The 18,017-nt window shown below is 65.4% G+C and carries 9 protein-coding genes; 2 read left to right on the top strand and 7 right to left on the bottom strand.

The features are described 5' to 3' along the window. The first annotated feature begins 6 nt into the window (after positions 1–6). Complete coding sequence (locus TVNIR_RS11070; RefSeq protein WP_015259113.1) at positions 7–1,368, top strand: hypothetical protein; 1,362 nt, start codon at positions 7–9, stop codon at positions 1,366–1,368. Between the two features lie 202 nt (positions 1,369–1,570). Here TVNIR_RS11070 and TVNIR_RS11065 read toward each other — a convergent pair whose 3' ends face one another. From TVNIR_RS11065 to TVNIR_RS11035, 7 genes are all read right to left on the bottom strand, one after another. Beyond that, positions 1,571–8,257 (bottom strand): FecR domain-containing protein, encoded by a 6,687-nt coding sequence (locus TVNIR_RS11065; protein ID WP_015259112.1) that lies wholly within the window; start codon positions 8,255–8,257, stop codon positions 1,571–1,573. A gap of 246 nt (positions 8,258–8,503) precedes the next feature. Next, positions 8,504–8,758: a Smr/MutS family protein gene (locus TVNIR_RS11060; protein WP_015259111.1), complete on the bottom strand. Its 255-nt coding sequence runs from the start codon at positions 8,756–8,758 to the stop codon at positions 8,504–8,506. Between the two features lie 29 nt (positions 8,759–8,787). Beyond that, positions 8,788–9,297: a hypothetical protein gene (locus tag TVNIR_RS11055; protein ID WP_043739646.1), complete on the bottom strand. Its 510-nt coding sequence runs from the start codon at positions 9,295–9,297 to the stop codon at positions 8,788–8,790. Further along, entirely contained in the window at positions 9,216–10,412 is a 1,197-nt protein-coding gene (locus TVNIR_RS20215) for a TolB-like translocation protein (protein WP_157092263.1), read from the bottom strand. The genes TVNIR_RS11055 and TVNIR_RS20215 overlap by 82 nt, the downstream gene beginning before the upstream one ends. A gap of 271 nt (positions 10,413–10,683) precedes the next feature. Then, entirely contained in the window at positions 10,684–11,298 is a 615-nt protein-coding gene (locus TVNIR_RS11045; RefSeq protein ID WP_015259108.1) for a hypothetical protein, read from the bottom strand. A 245-nt stretch (positions 11,299–11,543) separates the two neighbouring features. Next, positions 11,544–15,227 carry a hypothetical protein gene (locus TVNIR_RS11040; protein WP_015259107.1) on the bottom strand — a complete coding sequence of 1,228 codons (3,684 nt, stop codon included), beginning with the start codon at positions 15,225–15,227 and terminating at the stop codon, positions 11,544–11,546. Positions 15,228–15,358: 131 nt separating this feature from the next. Next, the gene (locus TVNIR_RS11035) at positions 15,359–16,771 is read right to left on the bottom strand and encodes an alanine/glycine:cation symporter family protein (protein WP_043739640.1); all 1,413 of its coding nucleotides are present in this window, start codon (positions 16,769–16,771) and stop codon (positions 15,359–15,361) included. A 397-nt stretch (positions 16,772–17,168) separates the two neighbouring features. On the opposite strand from TVNIR_RS11035, the gene mazG reads away from it, so the two are divergent. Beyond that, positions 17,169–17,975: a nucleoside triphosphate pyrophosphohydrolase gene (gene mazG / locus TVNIR_RS11030; RefSeq protein ID WP_015259104.1), complete on the top strand. Its 807-nt coding sequence runs from the start codon at positions 17,169–17,171 to the stop codon at positions 17,973–17,975. Positions 17,976–18,017: the final 42 nt, after the last annotated feature.

The following is an 18,017-nucleotide window of genomic DNA, read 5'->3' as shown; positions in this document are numbered from 1 at the left end:
GCCACCATGAAAAACCTGCTCGCACGGTTGCTGCTCCCGGTGCTGGTCCTCGGCGCCCTGCTGGCGTGGTGGTATCCCGAGCCGGCACTGGTCGGAATCGAGGTCACCGACTGGGCGCAGCAGTACGAGCGCAGCTATACGCCCCCCGCGCACCGCATCGGCGCAATGGCGGCGGCCCGGGATCTGCTGCAGCGGCGGCAGCCGTCGGTGCCATTGCCGCTGTACATGGAAAACCACGCGGGCGAGCGATGGATCGAGGCCGACACCGGCGACGATCGGGAGCAATGGTCGGCCGTTGTCGGCGAGCTGGCCGATCGCGACCGGATCTTTCTGCAGCCCGCGCAGTGGATCCCGAACTGGCCCCGCGAGGTGGAGTCGCTGCCGGGCTACCTGATGCTGCGCGATGGCCACGAGGTCCATTTTCTCACGCTGCAGCGCTGGCCGCCCTGGGACTTCGGCAGGGCCGGGGTTCCTGCGGACCAGCGCTATCCCCTGCGTAGCCAGTGGCCGCTCATGCTGCTGGCGATTGGGGCGGTCGCCGCATGGAGGGTGCAGCGCGGCCGTTTGCGCCCGGCGACGGCGCACGCGGTCGACAGCACCGCGGGTACCGTGCTCGCGTCGATCCTGATGATGGCGGTCGTCGGGATTGCACTGCTGCTGGTGCCGCATGTCTACGGCATCTGGGGGGGCGACATCGGCCTGCCGATGATGTCGAGCCTGCTCGGGATCGTGCTGCTGCTGTCCGCGGTGCTCGTGAGTCCGCTGTACATCGGCCAGTTCCGCCGCCTGCAGCGGCTGCTGCGTGGCGAGGAACGCCTTGCGCACTGGACCTATTCGCCCGAGGAGTGGCGCGACCATGTGCGCGCCCAATACGGCGAGCAGCGCCAGCTGGCCCGCGCCAATCTGTGGTTCCTGGGCGGAACCATCGTGGTGGTTACGGTAATCCTGGTCGTGTTCATCGACCGCGAGGCGGCCGGCGTCATGGTCGCGAGTGCCGCCGGCCTGGTCGCGCTGCTGACCTTCGTGGCCATCGTGATGCCCCGGTTGACCCGGCGCAGACTGGAGCGCGGGCCTTACGAGGCGCACATCGGCGAGGATCTGCTCTACCTCGGAGGCCAAACGCATTTCTGGAGCGGCTGGACGAGCCGGTTCGAGTCGATCCAGGCGGTCGGCGGCGCCCGACCGCATCTCGAGATCGTCTACTCGGACCTCCAGGTGTCCAACCCGAAGACCGTGTCCATGCATCGGGTCGGCGTCCGCCTGAACGTCCCCATCCCGGCCGGACGCGAAGCCGAGGCGCGGGACATCGCCCAGCAACTGCAACAGCGGTGGGAAACCCCTGCACAAGGATCGAAGACAAAGGGATAGGAGCAGGTCAGGCGATTACAATCCGTATCGCGGAGCATGTGGCGCCTGCGGATCCGGCGGATTGCGCCCGCCCATGCCGTTGTTGCACGCTTTCTGGAGGTTACGGCATCCCGGCTGCGTGCCCCACGTACGGTGACTGGATTCCCAGCGGAAACGCGAAACCCGGTGCGCAGCGACAACCGGGCAGCGCGGTGTTCTTGCCTTACCGCCAGTCGGTTCCCGCAAGGTCGTGCATATGTTCGGCCAGCGCTTCCAGCTCGGGTGCGAAATCCGCCCACGGTTTTTCGGCCGCCTTCGCTTCGGCTGCGAGTCGCCGGATGTCGGTCAGATCCAGGCTCCACAGGTCGATGTCGTGAGTCCGAAGGTTCAGCGCCAGCCGATCAAAGCGTGGCGGCAGCTGACCCCAGGCACGCAGCACCCGTACGGTGACGCGCTCGGGCTCCTCGGTCGGGTCCGCCTGGTCGGGCACCGGGAGTTCTGGGGCGGCAGGTTCCGTGTCGGGTACAGTGATCACCTCCACCCAGCGATACCGGAACACGTCCGGTTCGTCGGCCTTCACCAGTTTCACCGCGGTCCATCCGGATGCCTTGCCGGTGACCTCCCCGGCGTCATCGACGGTCGCGATTTCCGGGTCCCTTGATTCTGCGGTCCAGCCGACGTCGGGAGCGTCCCAGGGGTCTGCGAGCGTGGTGCGTCCGCCAACCGGTACGCGCAGCGGGTCGGTTTCGACCGGTGCCTGGACGAGTTTTCGAACGCGGATATCCGATGGCACGGTGCCAGTTGCCGCGGCTTTCCGATCGAGAATCAGCGTTTGAAAGCCGGAGGCCGCCGGGCTTTCGAAGCGCAGGGCCTGAGGCCTGGAGCCGGCCAGCACGACTTTGTGCCGGAGTCGCGCGTCGAAGCTGTTGGGATGCCCGGCCTGCACGACATCGCCCCGGACTTCGAGTACACCATCGATCAGATTGTTGTGGTGGGCATGTGCCGAACGGGTCACGAAACGGCCGCCGATGCGCACGAGATCGTCCCCCCGATTCATGCGCAGCGTTCCGTCGCTGGAATCCGTGTCGGGTTGCCCCTCTTCGGCGAGCGGTTCGATGCGGTAGTCGCCATCGATCCACAGCATGCCGCCGTTGACCGAGATCTCCGCCGCGGGCTGGATCAGGTCGCCGCGAACGATGAGCCGCCCGCCAGCCAGGTTGATCCTGGCCCGATGCTGCTGGAGGAGCCCGCTTCGCAGTTCGAGCGTCTGGGCGTTCAGGTTCAGAGTCTGCGTGAATCCCGGAAACCATCGATCATCGTCGGTGTTCAGGACCACATCGCCGTCGAGTTGCCAGCCGCGAAGCGGACTCGAAACGTAAACCTGGTCATGCGCCACCGTTAGTTGCTGGAAACCCGACCGGTCGGGATTGGCGAACACGACGTCCTGCCGCGAGTCGCCGGACAGGACCACGCGATGCTGATTGCGCGCGTCGAAGCTGTTTGGATCCCCGGCCTGCACGAAATCGCCGCGGACTTCGAGTACGCCAGCGCGCAGATTGTTGTGGTGGGCACGCGTCGAGCGGGTCACGAAATCGCCGGCGACGAATACCCGATCCTGGTCTGAATTCATGAGCAGGGCAGCATCGCTGACTTCAGGCCCGTCGCCCGAACCTTCCGGGAGCCCCTCGATGCGATAATCGCCATGAACGCGCAGTTCACCGCCGTTAACCCGGCAATCTCCGGATGCCTGGATCAGGTCGCCGCGAACGATGAGCTGTCCTCCGGCCAGGTTGATCCGGGCCCGATGCTGCTGGAGGAGCCCGCTTCGCAGTTCGAGCGTCTGGCCGTTCAGGTTCAGATTGCGGGTGAATCCCGGAAACAGTTGGTCATCGTCGGTATTCAGCACCACATCGCTGTCGAGTTGCCAGCCGCGAAGCGGGCTCGATACGTAAACCTGGTCATGCGTCACCGTCAGTTGCTGGAAACCCGACCGGTCGGGATTGGCGAACACGACGTCCTGCCGCGAGTCGCCGGACAGGACCACGCGGTGCCGGAGTCGCGCGTCGAAGCTGTTGGGATCCCCGTCCTGTACGAAATCGCCGCGGACTTCGAGTACACCATCGCGCAGATTGTTGTGGTGGGCACGCGTCGAGCGGGTCACGAAATCGCCGGCGACGAATACACGATCCTGGTCTGAAGTCATGGTCAGGGTGCCACTGCTGGCTTCAGGCCCGTCGTCGGAACCTTCCGGAAGGCCCTCGATGCGATAATCGCCATGAACGTGCAGTTCACCACCATTGACCCGCAGGTCGCCACCCGCCTGCTGGTATAGCCCCTCGATCACGAGCCGGTGACCGTTGAGGTTGATTCTGCCCGCCGTATGAATCACCGACCCGGCAATGGTCTGATCCGCATCCAGCACCCAGTGCTCGTGGATCTCCCGGACCAGGGCTTCGCCAATCGAGGTTTCGGGTTCGACCACCGTGAACGCAACGGTTGCCGACCCCGCATCCGGCAATCGATCGCCGTTATCCAGCGCCACGCGCAGATGCATCGGCCCCTCGAAGCCGCCACGATCCTGGTCGCGGTAGGAGATTTCGCGGTAACGCCCGAGCGGGCCGTTGCGCCAGTAGTACGCATGAATCACATCGCCTCTGCGCACCAGGCGCAGCCGCCCCTTGCGTTCCTCGACCACCAGCGGGTCGCGGTGCATCGCGGTTGCCGCGCGATAGCCGGGCCGCGTTTCCCGAATGACCCCGTAGCTCGCCCCGCGGTCCGACCATTCGTAGCCCACCGATACCCCCTGTTCGTCGAGCGTGACGGCGCCCAGCGTCCAGCGCAGCACCTGACCGGGCTCACGGTTCAACTCCCTGGCGTCGAAATGCACCGATACATCGAAATCGCCTTCCAGCACCTGGCCGTGCAATGCCCTGGCCGATCCGGACAATCCCGCGTCCACCGACAGGACGGCGGTATCGGCAGCGGTCTCGATCCGTCCGCCAACGGCAAAGCTCTGCCATTCGGGACGCGGCAGGGCATACCAGGGCACGGTGTGCAGGCGCACGTTGCGCAGCGTGAACTGCGCCGATGCGGTACGGGCCGGGTTAATGAAGGCCCAGCCGGCCCAGAACGTCTCCGGAACCTGCGGAGCCTGTTCGAGGCGGTGCACGTTCCAGCGTTCATCCGCGCTGCGCCATGCGGCTGTCCAGACCGATCCCCGCCGCGAAAGCCGGATGCGCACGATGTCGTCGTCCGGAGACGGCCAGAGATCGCGATTGGGCTCGTTCAGCGCGGCGACGCGGAGGCTCGCGTCCCGCGCCAGAACCACACTCGCTCCCAGCTGCAGATAGTGCTGTCCCGGCCCATCGGCGCCGGTGCCCGGGAACTGTCCGGCCAGCGTACCCGCATGGCTCCCCGGCGCCCGCACGATCCATTCGATTCCGGCATGCGGCGGCCCTTGTACGCTGACCTCGGCTTCGAGATCGAAATCGCCGGTGATCTTGTGCAACAGACGCGGCGCGGTATTGCGCCGGTCGTCCAGGGAACTGCCTGCGGGCACCGTGACCCGGGCGGAACCCTCGGGGTCGACCTCCACTTCGGCACGGGGCGCGTGGTTGCCAAAGGATCGATACCAGCGGGCCGGCGGGTCGGCCCATAGCCAACCGGATTCTTCGGCGGTCGGCTCGAACGGGCCGGGCTTGGCGCCGAACGGCTCGGGTCGCGGTTGCCAGAAATCGAGCTGCAACGGGATACCGTCCGACGACAGTGTCGCGCGTTCATCCGGTGCATCCACTGCCACGGCGCGGTCGTCCTCCCAGCCGATGCGCTGGCCTTTGCGGATCACCCTAAGGCCGGGGCCGGACAGAACCTCCACCGACCCTTCGAGAACCTCGATCCCGGTCGCGGTCACGGTGAAGGTCGTGCCGAGCGGGCGCACGCGTATTACCTGTCCCGACGGATCCTCGACTTCGAATTCGTCGAAGTCCTCGCCTTCGGTCCGGAAGGTGCCGCCGCTTCCGGCGTTGACGACCACGACACGCAACCTGCCTTCATCGTTCGTTTCCATGCGCACCTCGCTGTTGGCTGGAACGCGCATCACCGCGCCGTTGGCCAGAGCGAGGGTGACATCGGACCGTCCCGCGCGCAGTGTGTCGCCAGGCATCAGGGGCGAACACGGTTCGGCCACTTCCTCCGGAATCGGACCCAGATAGATGATCGTCCCGGTGAAACTCTGTTCGTGTTCGACGTACCCACCGGCATGGCCGTGACTCGCCGCCACGCCAAAGCGCACCCGGGCCTGACTCGGCCGGTCGACGACGAATTCGCGTTCGATCTCGCCTTGTGGCCGGTTGCCGGCCGAGGCCGAAAGCCCCACCAGCGAGCGGCCCGTTCCGCTCAGGCTGTGCCCCCGGACGAACTGCTGAACGGACATCCCGGTGTTGTAGTTTCCGGCGGTCATCGAGTGCCGGATATCGGGAGCGAACAGCAGGTGCGCCTTGTAGCGCCCGGCTTCGAGTGCGATCGGGCCGGCTTCGATTGGCCGGTTCGGTGACGGATCGAACGGCGGCAGCCACCCCGGATTATGGGATTCCCATTGTCCGGAAAGGCTGAAAACGGCGGATCCCGGTTCTTCGTCGGGCATTGCCGGCTGACTGCGCCGGATTCGGGCGCCGGATGCGTCGAGGAGGTGGGCGAGCGCGCCCTCGGTTTCCTGCCAGAGGTCTTCCTCCGTCTTGCCGTACCGCAGGAACCACTGAAATGCCCGGTTCTGCGCCATCTGGCTCAATTGCTCCGGAGTGATCGTGTAACCGACCCGGTCGAGCCCCATTGCGCGCATCGTCGCCTCCATGCTCTCCGCACTGAGCGCGGGACTCGTCAGTGCGGTCCAGAGGTCTTCCTCCGTCTTCTTCAACTCGAAATAGGCGCTCAGTCCGTGGGTGCGCATCGGCGCAAGCACCGAGAATCCGTACACCATCAGCGCCCGCATCTTGCGGGCGTCTTCGGGGTCCTGCGGCGGATGTGGCCAGTCGCGTGGATCTCCGGGCAACATCAGCGCTTCCTCCATCGCGATGATGTCGGCCATCGCGCGCAACTCCTGGCCCAGCCGGGGGTTCGCGAATGCCTGTTCCATCTCTTCGGCAATCTGATAGGCGAAATCGTGGCGCATCGCGATCGCGTCCAGCGAATCGACCGGGGGCAACGGTCCAACCCGGTCCTTCAGCTCGCTTCCTCCCCACCAGTTCGGGGCGTACCAGTTGCCGTACCGGAACAGGTGCATGCCGCGACGGACCCTTCCCTCGAGCCAGTTGCTCCATTCCTCAGACGCCTGCTGGACGAAATCGTCAAGCCGCGGAACCTGATCGCCCATGGTGTGGGGGTCCAGCGTGTCCCAGTCCAGGAGATAGCTGCGCATCCGGGCCATGGCCTCGTCTTGGGTCAGTCCGCGCCGGCGCGTTTCGGAACACATGGCGCGAATCCGCTCCGCGCCAGTGGCCCTGGACGGGTGCGGCTGCACGATCACCGGCGGGGTGACCAGTCCGGCAATCCGTTGGTCGAAAATCTGCGCAAAGCGCGGGTGCAGGTCGCGCCGCAGGTCGGACATCAGCGCCAGCTCGGCAAAGGCTTCCATCGCCAGATCCGGCGACTCGGGCACCAGCTTCGCCAGCGTGTCGACGTACGACTCGAGCAGTAGCTGCAGGATCGGCTCCGCCAACTCCTTCATGGCTCCGGCCTGATCGCGGGTTTCCGGACCGCGCACCTTCGACAGTTGCTCCAGCAGTTTTCTCTGGCGCCCCTCAAGGCGGAGCTCGCACTCGATCCGATGCTGGCGGGCCAGCCGTTGACACATATCCACCATGCGATCCAGGTATTTCCCGGCCATGGAATGAAACAGCTGGATATCGGTCTCGAGTTCCTCGATCCTGGCGTTGATTCGGCCGAGTTCGCCGAGTTTTTGATCGCGCTCGGCGGCGTATCTCTGTCTCTCGTCCGCCGACTGCGCGCTGGCAATCTGTCGCTCCAACGCATCGATCGACTTCTCTAGCGTCGCCACATCCGCCTCTAGTTGGTCAACCCTCCCGTACCGCGAGCGGGCGTCGTCCATGGCTCGCCGAACCTGGTCGTGCATTTCACGGACGTATTCGCCAGCCTCGACAACCTCGAACGTCACGCCGTTTGCTTCGCGCCTGCGGTCCTCGACGCGCGCCGCGTCGTCCCGGATATAGGCCGTGCCCCCCCGCTTGTTGATCATTGTCGAGATCTCGACAAAGTCGTCCGTGTGGTCGGGGTGCGGCATGAAATCCGTGTTGGTATCCACTGGTCTGAGCTGCAGCGCAGCCCCATCCGGATCCTTGTTCTGCAAATACTCGTCGACTCGCCGTTGATACCGTTGATCGAGTTCGCGCACGTCGGCGAGCGTGATGGGCCCGCCGTCCAGCCTCCTGATGATGATGTCGGTATCGGTTCCGGGGTTGTGCCGCTCTTGCTGTTCTCCGGGGGCGTCCCTCCGTTTCGGTGCTTCCTGGAACTTGCCCTCGAAACCCAACTCGGCCAGCACGCCTTCCGCGAGTTCACGATTCCTTGTCCGGAACACCTCCTGCAGGATCTGATACTGCGCGTCGGTGAGCGGTGCCGCTCCATCGATCACCGGTCTTCCGCGCAAAGCCAGGCGGTTGATCTCCTGGTTGTGGCGAAACACGATCGCCTTGTACTCCTCGTCGGCGGCGTCGCCTTTTTCCACGACCTCGTGGATCGCCTGCTGCAGCCTCGTACCGTGGTCGACCGTGGCAACGGCCGCAGGCAGCACAAGGAACAGAAGCAGGAGCAGCACACTGAGCAGCAGGCCTGCCCAACGGGCGGGGATCGCCGGTGCGTTTGCGGCTTTCAGGGGGTGCGATGTCGACGGACTCATGGCGTGGACTCCCGTCGTACGATCCTGCCTTGCTCGTCTGACGGGGATTCGAGAGAAGTAGCAGGGCGGGAGGGTCGAACGGCTACGATGGTGCAGTCGGACCAGACTATTTCCACACAAATAATGTAGCCGATGCCGGCACGCTTTTCCCGGATTGCGATCGCCTGGGCTGTATTACGGTCATGTTGCGTGTTGCGGCCAGCCACCGCGTCGAACCCGCCGGACGGCTCGGGGAGCAAGCCCGTCTCAGTGGCGAAAATGAACGAACAGACGCCCGTGATTCCGGGAGTCCTTTTCAACGCGGTGGTACCGCGCGCGGATATCGGGCCGTTGCAGAAACCGCAGAACGCGCTTCTTCAACTGGCCGCTGCCCTTGCCGTGAATGATCTCAACCGTCGCGATGTGCTTGGCGCAGGCATCGTCGATCGCCCCCTCGAGCGCCGCGTCGATCTTCCGTCCGTCGCGAAAGCATTGATGCAGATCGATCGAAATGCGAGCCATAACGTCCGGGATGGTAGTGGAAACACGACTCAGTCGCCGGCCGTCTCACGATCCTCATCGACCAGCGATCGCCGGATCCCCCAGGCGATAAGCGCGCCTCCGACGAAAAAGAATGGATACCCCAGATACTGGAACTCGGACCATGGAAGCCACCACCAGGCATCGGGTCGTGGCACGCTGATGATCAGGAACAGCCAGGCGAAATACGACGCGATGATCAACAGTCCGGTGCCGATCAACTGGTTGCCCGTGCTGGAAGGGTCGAATACGAAGCGCGTTTTCGGTCGGGGCCAGCGTCTGCGTACCAGGCGATGGGCAGCAAAGCCGAGCAGGAATCCGATCGAAAACAGAATGAGCACGATCAATGCCAGGATCAGCGGGGCCACGATCAGGTCGTAGATGCCGGCACTACCGGGGCGCAGCATGGCTTCTTCGAAAGCGACGACCAGCGTCCCGATCAACCAGGGCAGCCAAAGCCACCGCCACCGGCCCAGCCAGCCGAGCACGATGGAGACAAGAAAAAGAATCGCGATGAGCATGATTCGGTCCTCGGTTCCAGAAAGACAAGCCCACGTGTGGAGACGTACGCGGGGCGGGGGTGGATGCGTGTCATCGCGCTTCCGGGAGCGCGGTCAGGTAGAGGTCGTAGCCACCCTGGCCGCCGGGCCGGTCGGACGAGAACAGCAAGACCTTGAGATCGGCCGCATGGCGCAGGCCCAGGGTCAGCAGCGACGGGCGGAACTCGTTCGCGGCGGTGTTCACGGGAACGTCTGCCGGCATGAATTCCTGAAGGTTTGCCGGCCGTTCCCAGCCCTGCGGCCCATGACGAGCCAGATACAGGTCGTAGCCACCGAAGCCGCCCAAGCGATCCGATGCGAACAGGAGCAGATCCCCCCTGCACGAACGGCGCCAGCGTGTTGCCCTCGGCATTCAGTGCTGGCACCGGTTCGATCGCCGCGGCGCGCGCCGGGTCGCCCAGCCAGCGGGCGAATCGGGTGTTGCCGTCGGAATTCACGTAGCGGTAGATCCGGTAACGTCCCGAGCGGTTGGAGCTGAAATAAAGTACATGCCGTTCGAAGTCGTAACTGGCGTAGGCGTCGTCGGCGTCGGCGCGGTTGCCGAAGAACGCTTGTTTCCGGCCCTGAGGGTCGACGAAATACAGGTTGCGCCGCCCGGCATGATCCGAATCGAACATCCATACGGCGCCGTCCGGGAGCTGGCCGCGGCCGGACCAGGGCAGCGGCTCGCGTTCCAGATCCAGACTCATGGTCATGTGCGGCGGGAACGGCTGATCGTAGATCCTTCCGGAAACGCGGGTATCGCTGAGAGGGGTGGGTCCGAGTTGATTCCCCCCGGAGGCGGGGATGCCCGCGAAGCGCCCGGTACGTTCGGCGCGGATCCGCGGTGCCGGGGCCTTGCCATCCGCGCGTTGGGAATAGGGGGCCTGGACCAGTTGCAGCCGCGCGGTTTCGATCTCGAACCTGCGCCCCTGCGTAGCGGCATTGCTGGCGAACACGAGCAGGGTGTCCAACTTCAGTGGCGGCGGGATCGCCACCGCGTTGAACTCGTCGAACGGCGTGTTCAATCCCGCCAGGGCATGGACCTTGGGTTCCATTACGACCCGATCCGGCGGATTGCCGTAGATCGCCTGCATCAGGCACCCACCAAGAAACCAGGGACCCGCCAGCGCCAGCAACGCGCCCGCGGACACCCGCCACCGCTGCATCGGTTGCCCCGTTCGCTTCACTACCGGCATCGCCCCTCCGGAACCTCCAGCGCGCGGTGCAGCCCACGGCGGTCGCCGACACCCCTTCACCGGGCCAGCCCAGGAGCGTCGGGGTGGACATAGTCCTTCTTGGGACCCTTGGCCGGGATGCGAAAAATCACACAGGAAACGCTTCCCATGCGAGCCACCTCGGGCGTTGTCATGGGCTCTGCAGCCGCAGGTAGCTGCGAAGGCGTGCCGCCCGATCCGCCACCTCGGTATCGGGCAAGATCTGCAGACTCTCCTCCAGCCGCTCCAGTGCACCCGCGTAGTCGCCGCGGCCCAGCCGCTCCATCCCTTCCCGGCGTAGCCTCAGGGCGTGCTCGTCGGCAAATGGAGGCATCTCGGGAGCGAGCGCGTGATCTGTCTCCAGTTCGAGCAGTGCCGCCAATTCCTCGTCGAGATCGTCCACTGTGCCCCATGCGGGCAGATCCCGGATAGCGGCCAGCGCCATCGCGGTGCGCTCGAATTCTTCCGGCTCGACCTCGAGCAGCAGCCAGCCGTCGTGCTCTTCCGTGTTCCGGCGAAGTATCCAGTGGGAATCGCGGTCCGGACGCGCGCGAACGATGCGCTGAGTCCCGGCCGTTCCCTCCTCGCCCTCGAAGCGCAGGACGAAGACCTGCTCGAAAGCGCCTGCGGCCGGATGGAACGCGTGATTGAGGACGGGGCGTCCCGAACGCTCGCCCGCAAGCGGCCGCATCTGCGCATCCATCAGTTCGAGCCGCCCCGCCTCGGGGATCAGTACCCAGAGCCGATGAGCAACCCCCAGGTCCATGACCTGCCGGTGATCGTCGAGCCCCGGTGCAAGAGCCGTGGCAGACCGCGGCGCAGAATCGGCAGCGGCAGATGCGGTCACGCGGTCGGGACCGTTCGACTGACGGGCTTCCGGCAATCCGAATCCAGGGGACACCGCTGAAGTCTCGGACGCATGGCAGGCGCCGGCCAAGGCGGAGAGCACGACCAGGGTCGCGCCGACACCCGCCACCCAGATGGAAACAGGTGTTCTGACCTGCGGCGCCTTCATCTCATGTCCACGCGGCGCTCAAGGATGAAATCGGCATCGTAGTATTCCATCACCCCCTTGTCCTCATCCATCTTGATCCAGCCCGTGGTTTCGGCGACTTCTGTTCCTGCCCGGCGCATACGTTGCTCCTCCCAGCGGAAACCACCGTGCGCTTTGTCATCGACATAGGTTCTCGACTCAGCAATGCCCCCGGGAATCCGTTTGGAGTAGTAACGGGCAGGGCCGTGCCTCTTGTCATTGGCCCATTCAATGTGACCCCAGGTCCAGCCGCGAATGTAGAGGGTTTCGAGACCGTGCTGCTCGCCGTTCACCCAAGGGGTTCTTCGCCGGATCCACGGCTGTCCATCCGAGAAATCCCATTGTTCCCAGACGCCGTGCTTCGTGCCGGCACGGTATGCACCGTTCTCGAACACATAGGTCAGGGCATCCATCAACGCGCGCTGCACACTGAGGAGGCGTTCCAGTTCCGCCTCATCGTCGACCTTTGGTGCCCCGATCTGCAGGGTCCGGATTCGCTCGCGGAAAGCATCCGGATCGTCATCCATGCCGTGCCGCGCCAGGACATCCCGGATCGCCGCATCCCGGTCCACTCCGCCGCGATGGCCGTAGCGCACGAACCGGCCGTCGGGCATGCAGTAGTAGCGATGCCTAAGATTGATGTATCCCGGTGGCCCCACGCCCTGAATCTGGTGACCTTCGATATAGCCCTGTTCCTGCAAGGCCTGCGCCTCGTGACGAAACTCCTGCCGGCGTGGCGACGAGTAATCGTGATACACGATCTCGCTGCACTCGTAGCTCTGCCGCACCGTGCCGCCGAGGCTGTTTACGAGTAACACCGGGCCGCTGCGGGGTTCGATGCGCATCGATGCCCGGGCCTGGTCGAGCAGACTGCCGGTCGCGAGGTGGGCCAGTGCGACGGTCATCTCCCCGTACCGCTCTTGGTCCGCTTGGTCGAGCACCGCGTTGAACCACCACTCCGGCGTTTCAGTCATCGCGGTCTGGTCGCCGAAGCTCCAGAAGTAGGAATACGCGACATCGGGATCGGCGCCCTCCACAACGGCCTGGATCCGTTCGTAATCGCCGTCCCGGAAGGCGTAGCTGTCGTGTTCGAACGCAATGCTCTCCTGCGCCGTGCGAACCAGCACCGCGTCGCTGACCGACCGGTACACGGTGCGTTGCAGTCCCGCGTACTCCTCTCCGAAACCCGCGAGCGTGACTTCAGCTTCCACCGTCACCGGATAGGAATCCGGAATCGCCGGGAGTTGCGCCCGCCAGACGCCGGGCTCCACCTCCACCGCGCCCGGAAGCGAAATGCGGTAGGCCACGTCGATGCTGGGTTCGTGGCCGGTGAGGTTGCCGAGGTCGTGACGGATTCCGTTGATGGTCTGATTGAAGCCGCCGGATAGCCCGATTACGACCTCGACCACGAAATCGTCCGGCGTATCGCGCGGCAGCGTGATCGGGCTCATCGGGTCCGTGCGAAGATTCAGATACATCCAGCGCAGGATGTCGATGCGGGCGAGCACCGAGTCGATCCGTTCTTCCAGACGGCGCTGTTCATCTTCAAGGCGCGCCTGCTCCTCGCGTGCCGCCTCGAGGTTCTCGCGTGCCTGCCGGGCGGTACGGTGCAGCGTCGCGCCGCCGACCTGCACCGCGATCAGTGCCTGCTCGCGGTCGATTCCTGCATTCAGCAGCGCACGAAAGAGCCGTGTCTGCGCCTCGGTCTCGGCGACGGTATCGTCGTACTCCAGGTCGGTGTGATCCCAGGCGGTTACCATGCGCACCGGAATATCCGCGAGGTAGTGCGTGGCATCGGCAATCCCGTGGGCCATGCCGTAGCCCATGTCCTTGGCGTTCTCCCACATGTACCAGGCGCCGCCGTCGGGCCCGACCCCTTCCTCGACCACCAGCACCGGCGACTCGATCTCCTGGCCCGCGCGGCGCAATGCCTGTGCTCGGGTCTCCAGTGCGTCGAGGTCCCCGGCCAGCACCGCGTCTGCGACTGCGGTCCGGGCCTCGGCGGCCGACATTCCTGCCCGGCGGAAGCGGATTTCCCACTGAGTGAGGTAGGCTTCGAGGTTTCCTTCATTCGCCCGGCGAACTTCGGCCGAAGCGCCGACGTAGTCAGCCATACTAGTGCCGATTCGTTCGCCCGTGCCCAGCATCGTGCCGATCGGCGAAAGCGGTGGCACGTTGAGCGCGTTGCGCACGACCTGGCTCAGCGGCGCCTCGCCGTTCATGTAGTCCTCGAAGGCCCGCACTGTATTCACCACGTCGACGATGTCCGTCGCCAGACTGAACGCGGCATAAGCCCTTGACGCCCCTGTCCAGAGCCGCTCAGTGGCCGCAGTCTCGGGACCGGCGACGCGCGCGCCGGGATCCACCGGCCGTGCTCGCGTTGTTTCCGGCGCGGTGCCCCGCGTCGCACGTACCCGGGTTTCCGCGTTGGCGTTTGCGGTCGCCATCATCTTGCTGCGCGAGTCGACGATTTCCTCGCGGATCAGGCGCTCACGGGTCTGCAGTGACCTCTTCAATGTGTCGCGCCGGGCACGTGTTTCCGGTCGGTCGCTCATCGCCTCGACCCTGCGGATCTGCTCGCGGACCCGATTGGCTTCCGCGAGTTTCGCGTCGAGTTCGGTCTGCGCGCGAGTGTAGGTCTTGCTCTCCGCGGTGGCGAAGACATCGCGGCTGACATCGCGCAGCTTACCCGCCTCGGCAGGGTCGCTGATCACGACGCGCTGCTCCTTGATTCCGGCCATCCTCCGGCGGAACTGCTCCGGCGTGTCGGTCACACCATGCTGCTGCAGAATGGTCGAGAGTTCCTGATCGCTGATGTCGCCCATCTGCAGCGTCTTGTTCGTGCCCTTGGCCATGATCTGCATGCGGTCGGCGTGCTGGACGAGCTCCGCATTGGACGAGAACAGGCCGTCGGAAGCCTTTTTCAGGTGGTCTTGCACCTCGACGAAATCGGTACCCGCCTGCTTGGTCCCCGCGACGCGATTGCGCATCCGCTCGGACATGTAGACCTCGTGGTTGCGGGCATCGACGTTGTTGCGGATGTGGTGGTACTCGGAGCCGGCGGCCGGCGCGAGCCCGCCCTTGTGGATGCAGAGTTCGAACTCGCCGCCGATATCGAGCGTTCCGGGGCTGTCCCGGACCGGCAGATGGCCCAGGCCCATTTCCTTCAGCACGTCCTGCATGTGCCGGGCCGTGATCTCGCCGCCGCCGGCATCGAGATCGCCCCGGATTCCCCGGTGGCCAGGATCAGTCACGGGAGTGCCAAGTGTCGCCCTGATCTGCTCGCGCGTCGCGTGGCCACTTCTGGCGGCTCGGGCATTCGACTCGTGAATCAGAACCTGCTGCACCTGGTCACGCTTGCCGGCGAGCCGCTGCGATTCGGCGCGGTGGTAGCTCGCCTCCTTCCGGAGCAGGAAATCCTTTTGACGCTGCGGCATCGCCGATGCCTCGATCTCCGCCACCCGGCCATCGTAGCGCGCGAGTTCCGCCTGCCATTCGGCGTGGGTCTGTTCCCAGAGATTCCCCACCGCCCAGAGTTCGCGCTCGGTGTACAGCACGCCGGCGTTCAGACCGGCCCCGGACAGAAACAGCAGGAGCACCCCGAACCACGCGCAGATGCGCTGCCGGAATCCGGGGGGTCCAGGCTGTGTGGAGTCGTGCATGGTGTCACTCCGGGTGTCGACGGGGCTCCGCGGACCGACGGGTGCCACCCAAGCGTACTCCCAACCGACCCGAGGTGGGACCCCTGCCGGTCGCCGGCCACCCATTGGCAGCCGGCTCCCGCAGTTGTGGGTCAGGAAATGGGCGGTGGCGGTGGATCCTCGTTTTCCCCGTTCTTCTCGCGCTCGGCGCGTTCGCGGATCTCTTTCAGGTAGTCGACCTTTTCTTTCACCAGCACGCCGGCGAGCAGGATCAGTGCGAGCAGGTTGGGTACCGCCATCAGGCCGTTCAGCGTGTCGGCCACGTCCCAGATCGTGGTCAGCCCGCCGATCGCGCCGAGGAACAGGAAGCCGATGAAGATGATCCGGTACGGGGTCACCACGCGCGAACCGAAGGCATACTCCCAGCTCTTCTCGCCGTAGAAGTTCCAGGTGAGCATGGTGCTGTAGGAGAACAGCACGATCGAGATCAGCACGATCCAGCCGCCGAGGCCGGGCAGCCCAGTACTGAATGCGCTGGCGGTCAGTTCGGCGCCAGTCTGACCGGTCTGGATCACGCCGGTGACGAGGATCACCAGCGCGGTCAGGGTGCAGACGACCAGCGTATCGATGAAGACTTCCCACATGCCCCAGAGACCCTGGTTGTAGGGTTTGCTCCTGGCCTGGGCGTGCACGATCGACGCGGAGCCAAGGCCGGCCTCGTTCGAGAAAATGCCGCGCGCGAAACCGTAGCGGATTGCCATCGCCACGGTCGCGCCGGCGAAGCCGCCGATCGCCGAGGTCGTGGTGAACGCACCGGCGAAGATCATGCCGAACGCGGCCGGGATCTGGTCGTAGAAGCTGATCAGCACACCGATCGCGCCGATCACGTAGATGATCGCCATCGTCGGCACGATGCGCTCGGCGGTCACCGCGATGCGCTTGATCCCGCCCAGCGTCACGACACCGACCAGCGCCATCACGACCAGGCCGGTGACCCAGTTCGGAATGCCGACACCGGTTTCCAGCACGTGGGCCATCGTGTTGGCCTGCACCATGTTGCCGATGCCGAACGCCGCAAGCCCGGCGAGGAAGGCGTAGAGCAGCGCGAGCCATTTCCAGCGTTTTCCGAGGCCGTATTCGATGTAATAGAACACGCCGCCGGAGACCCTGCCGTCGGCGTCGATCTGCCGGTACTTCAGGCCCAGCGTGGCCTCGCCGAGCTTGGTCGCCATGCCGACCAGCGCGACCATCCACATCCAGAACACCGCGCCAGGACCGCCGAGTGCGATCGCGGTCGCGACGCCGGCGATGTTGCCAACCCCGATGGTCGCCGCCATCGCCGAGGTGACCGCCTGAAAGCCGGTGATCGCGCCGACTTCGTGGTGAACCGTGCGTCGAAGCAGGCGGCCGAAGGTATGCCGCCAGGCAAAGCGCATGTGGGTGAACTGGAAGAACCCCAGCCGAATGGTGAGATAAAGCCCGGTCCCCACCAGCAGGATCATGAAAGGCGGGCCCCAGACGATGCTGTTGAGCCAGTCGTTGAACAGCACGAGCGATTGGATCATGACTTCCCCCCTGTTGGTCGATCCAGCCTGTGTTCTGTCAGCCGGCAGGTCGTCGCGGCGGCCCGCTACGCGCCCCGCGATAGTATCCCCTGGCGGGTCATGCGGGAAGCGCGGCGCACCGCCGGGTGCCCGCAGCCAATCCGCACAGATTCTGCCGCCAGAAAAAAACCCGTGCTGCGGTCGTTCCCGGCGCCGGGGAGGTGTGCGGTACCGGGTTTTGTGCCTCCTGCGTCGGCGCAACGTACGGCCCGCGTTCCTGCTCCACCCCGTTCCGATGAGGAGTGCCGATGGGCGCGAGGGTGTTGCAGGGGAGCGAACCCCCAGTCGGGGCAGGGGTTTATTCCCAGCCTGCAGCTCAAGAATTCCCCTCCGGGGCTTTGCGGATTACACTGACGCGATGGATATCCACGACCCCGATCCGATCCGTCGCCTGCGCGCGATCATGGCGCGCCTCCGGGATCCGGAGGGCGGTTGCCCGTGGGATCGTGCGCAGACGCCGGAAACGATCGTGCCCTACACGCTCGAGGAGGCCTACGAGCTTGCCGAGGCGATCGCGGGCGGCGAGGCCGACCTGATTCGGGCCGAACTCGGCGACCTGCTGTTCCAGGTGGTATTCCAGGCCCGCCTCGGGGAAGAGGCCGGAAGCTTCGACCTCGACGACATCGCCTCGGCCATCGCCGACAAGCTGGTGCGGCGGCATCCGCACGTGTTCGGCGACGCCGAGTTTGCCCACGATGCCGAACGCGAGGCCGCGTGGGAGTCGGCCAAGGCCCATGAGCGCCGCGAACGGGATGCCCACGCGACGCTGGATGACATCCCGCTGGCGATGCCGGCCCTGGCGCGTGCGCTGAAGCTGCAGCGGCGCGCGGCCCGGGTCGGCTTCGACTGGGACGAACCCGCTGCCGTTTTGCAGAAGATCCGCGAGGAGATCCGCGAGGTCCAGACCGAACAGAGTCGGGGCGCGCAGCCCGAGCGTCTGGCCGACGAGGTCGGCGACGTGTTGTTTGCCGTGGTCAACTGGGCGCGGCACCTGGGGGTAGACCCGGAGACTGCCCTGCGCGGCAGCAACCGGAAGTTCGAGCGCCGCTTCCGCTCGATGGAAACGCTGGCCACGGAACGCGGCCAGCGCTTTGCCTCGTTGAGTTCGGTGCAGCTCGAGGCCCTGTGGTCCGAGATCAAGCGCTCGGAGTCCATCACCCACTGAAGCTGGCGAACCGAAGCCGCTTCCAGCAACCCTGAAGACGCA

This window comes from Thioalkalivibrio nitratireducens DSM 14787, assembly GCF_000321415.2.
GTDB classification, from domain to species: Bacteria; Pseudomonadota; Gammaproteobacteria; order Ectothiorhodospirales; family Ectothiorhodospiraceae; genus Thioalkalivibrio; species Thioalkalivibrio nitratireducens.
The sequence above is the reverse complement of the archived record's forward strand: the minus strand, read 5'-3'. Positions and strand labels throughout refer to the sequence as shown.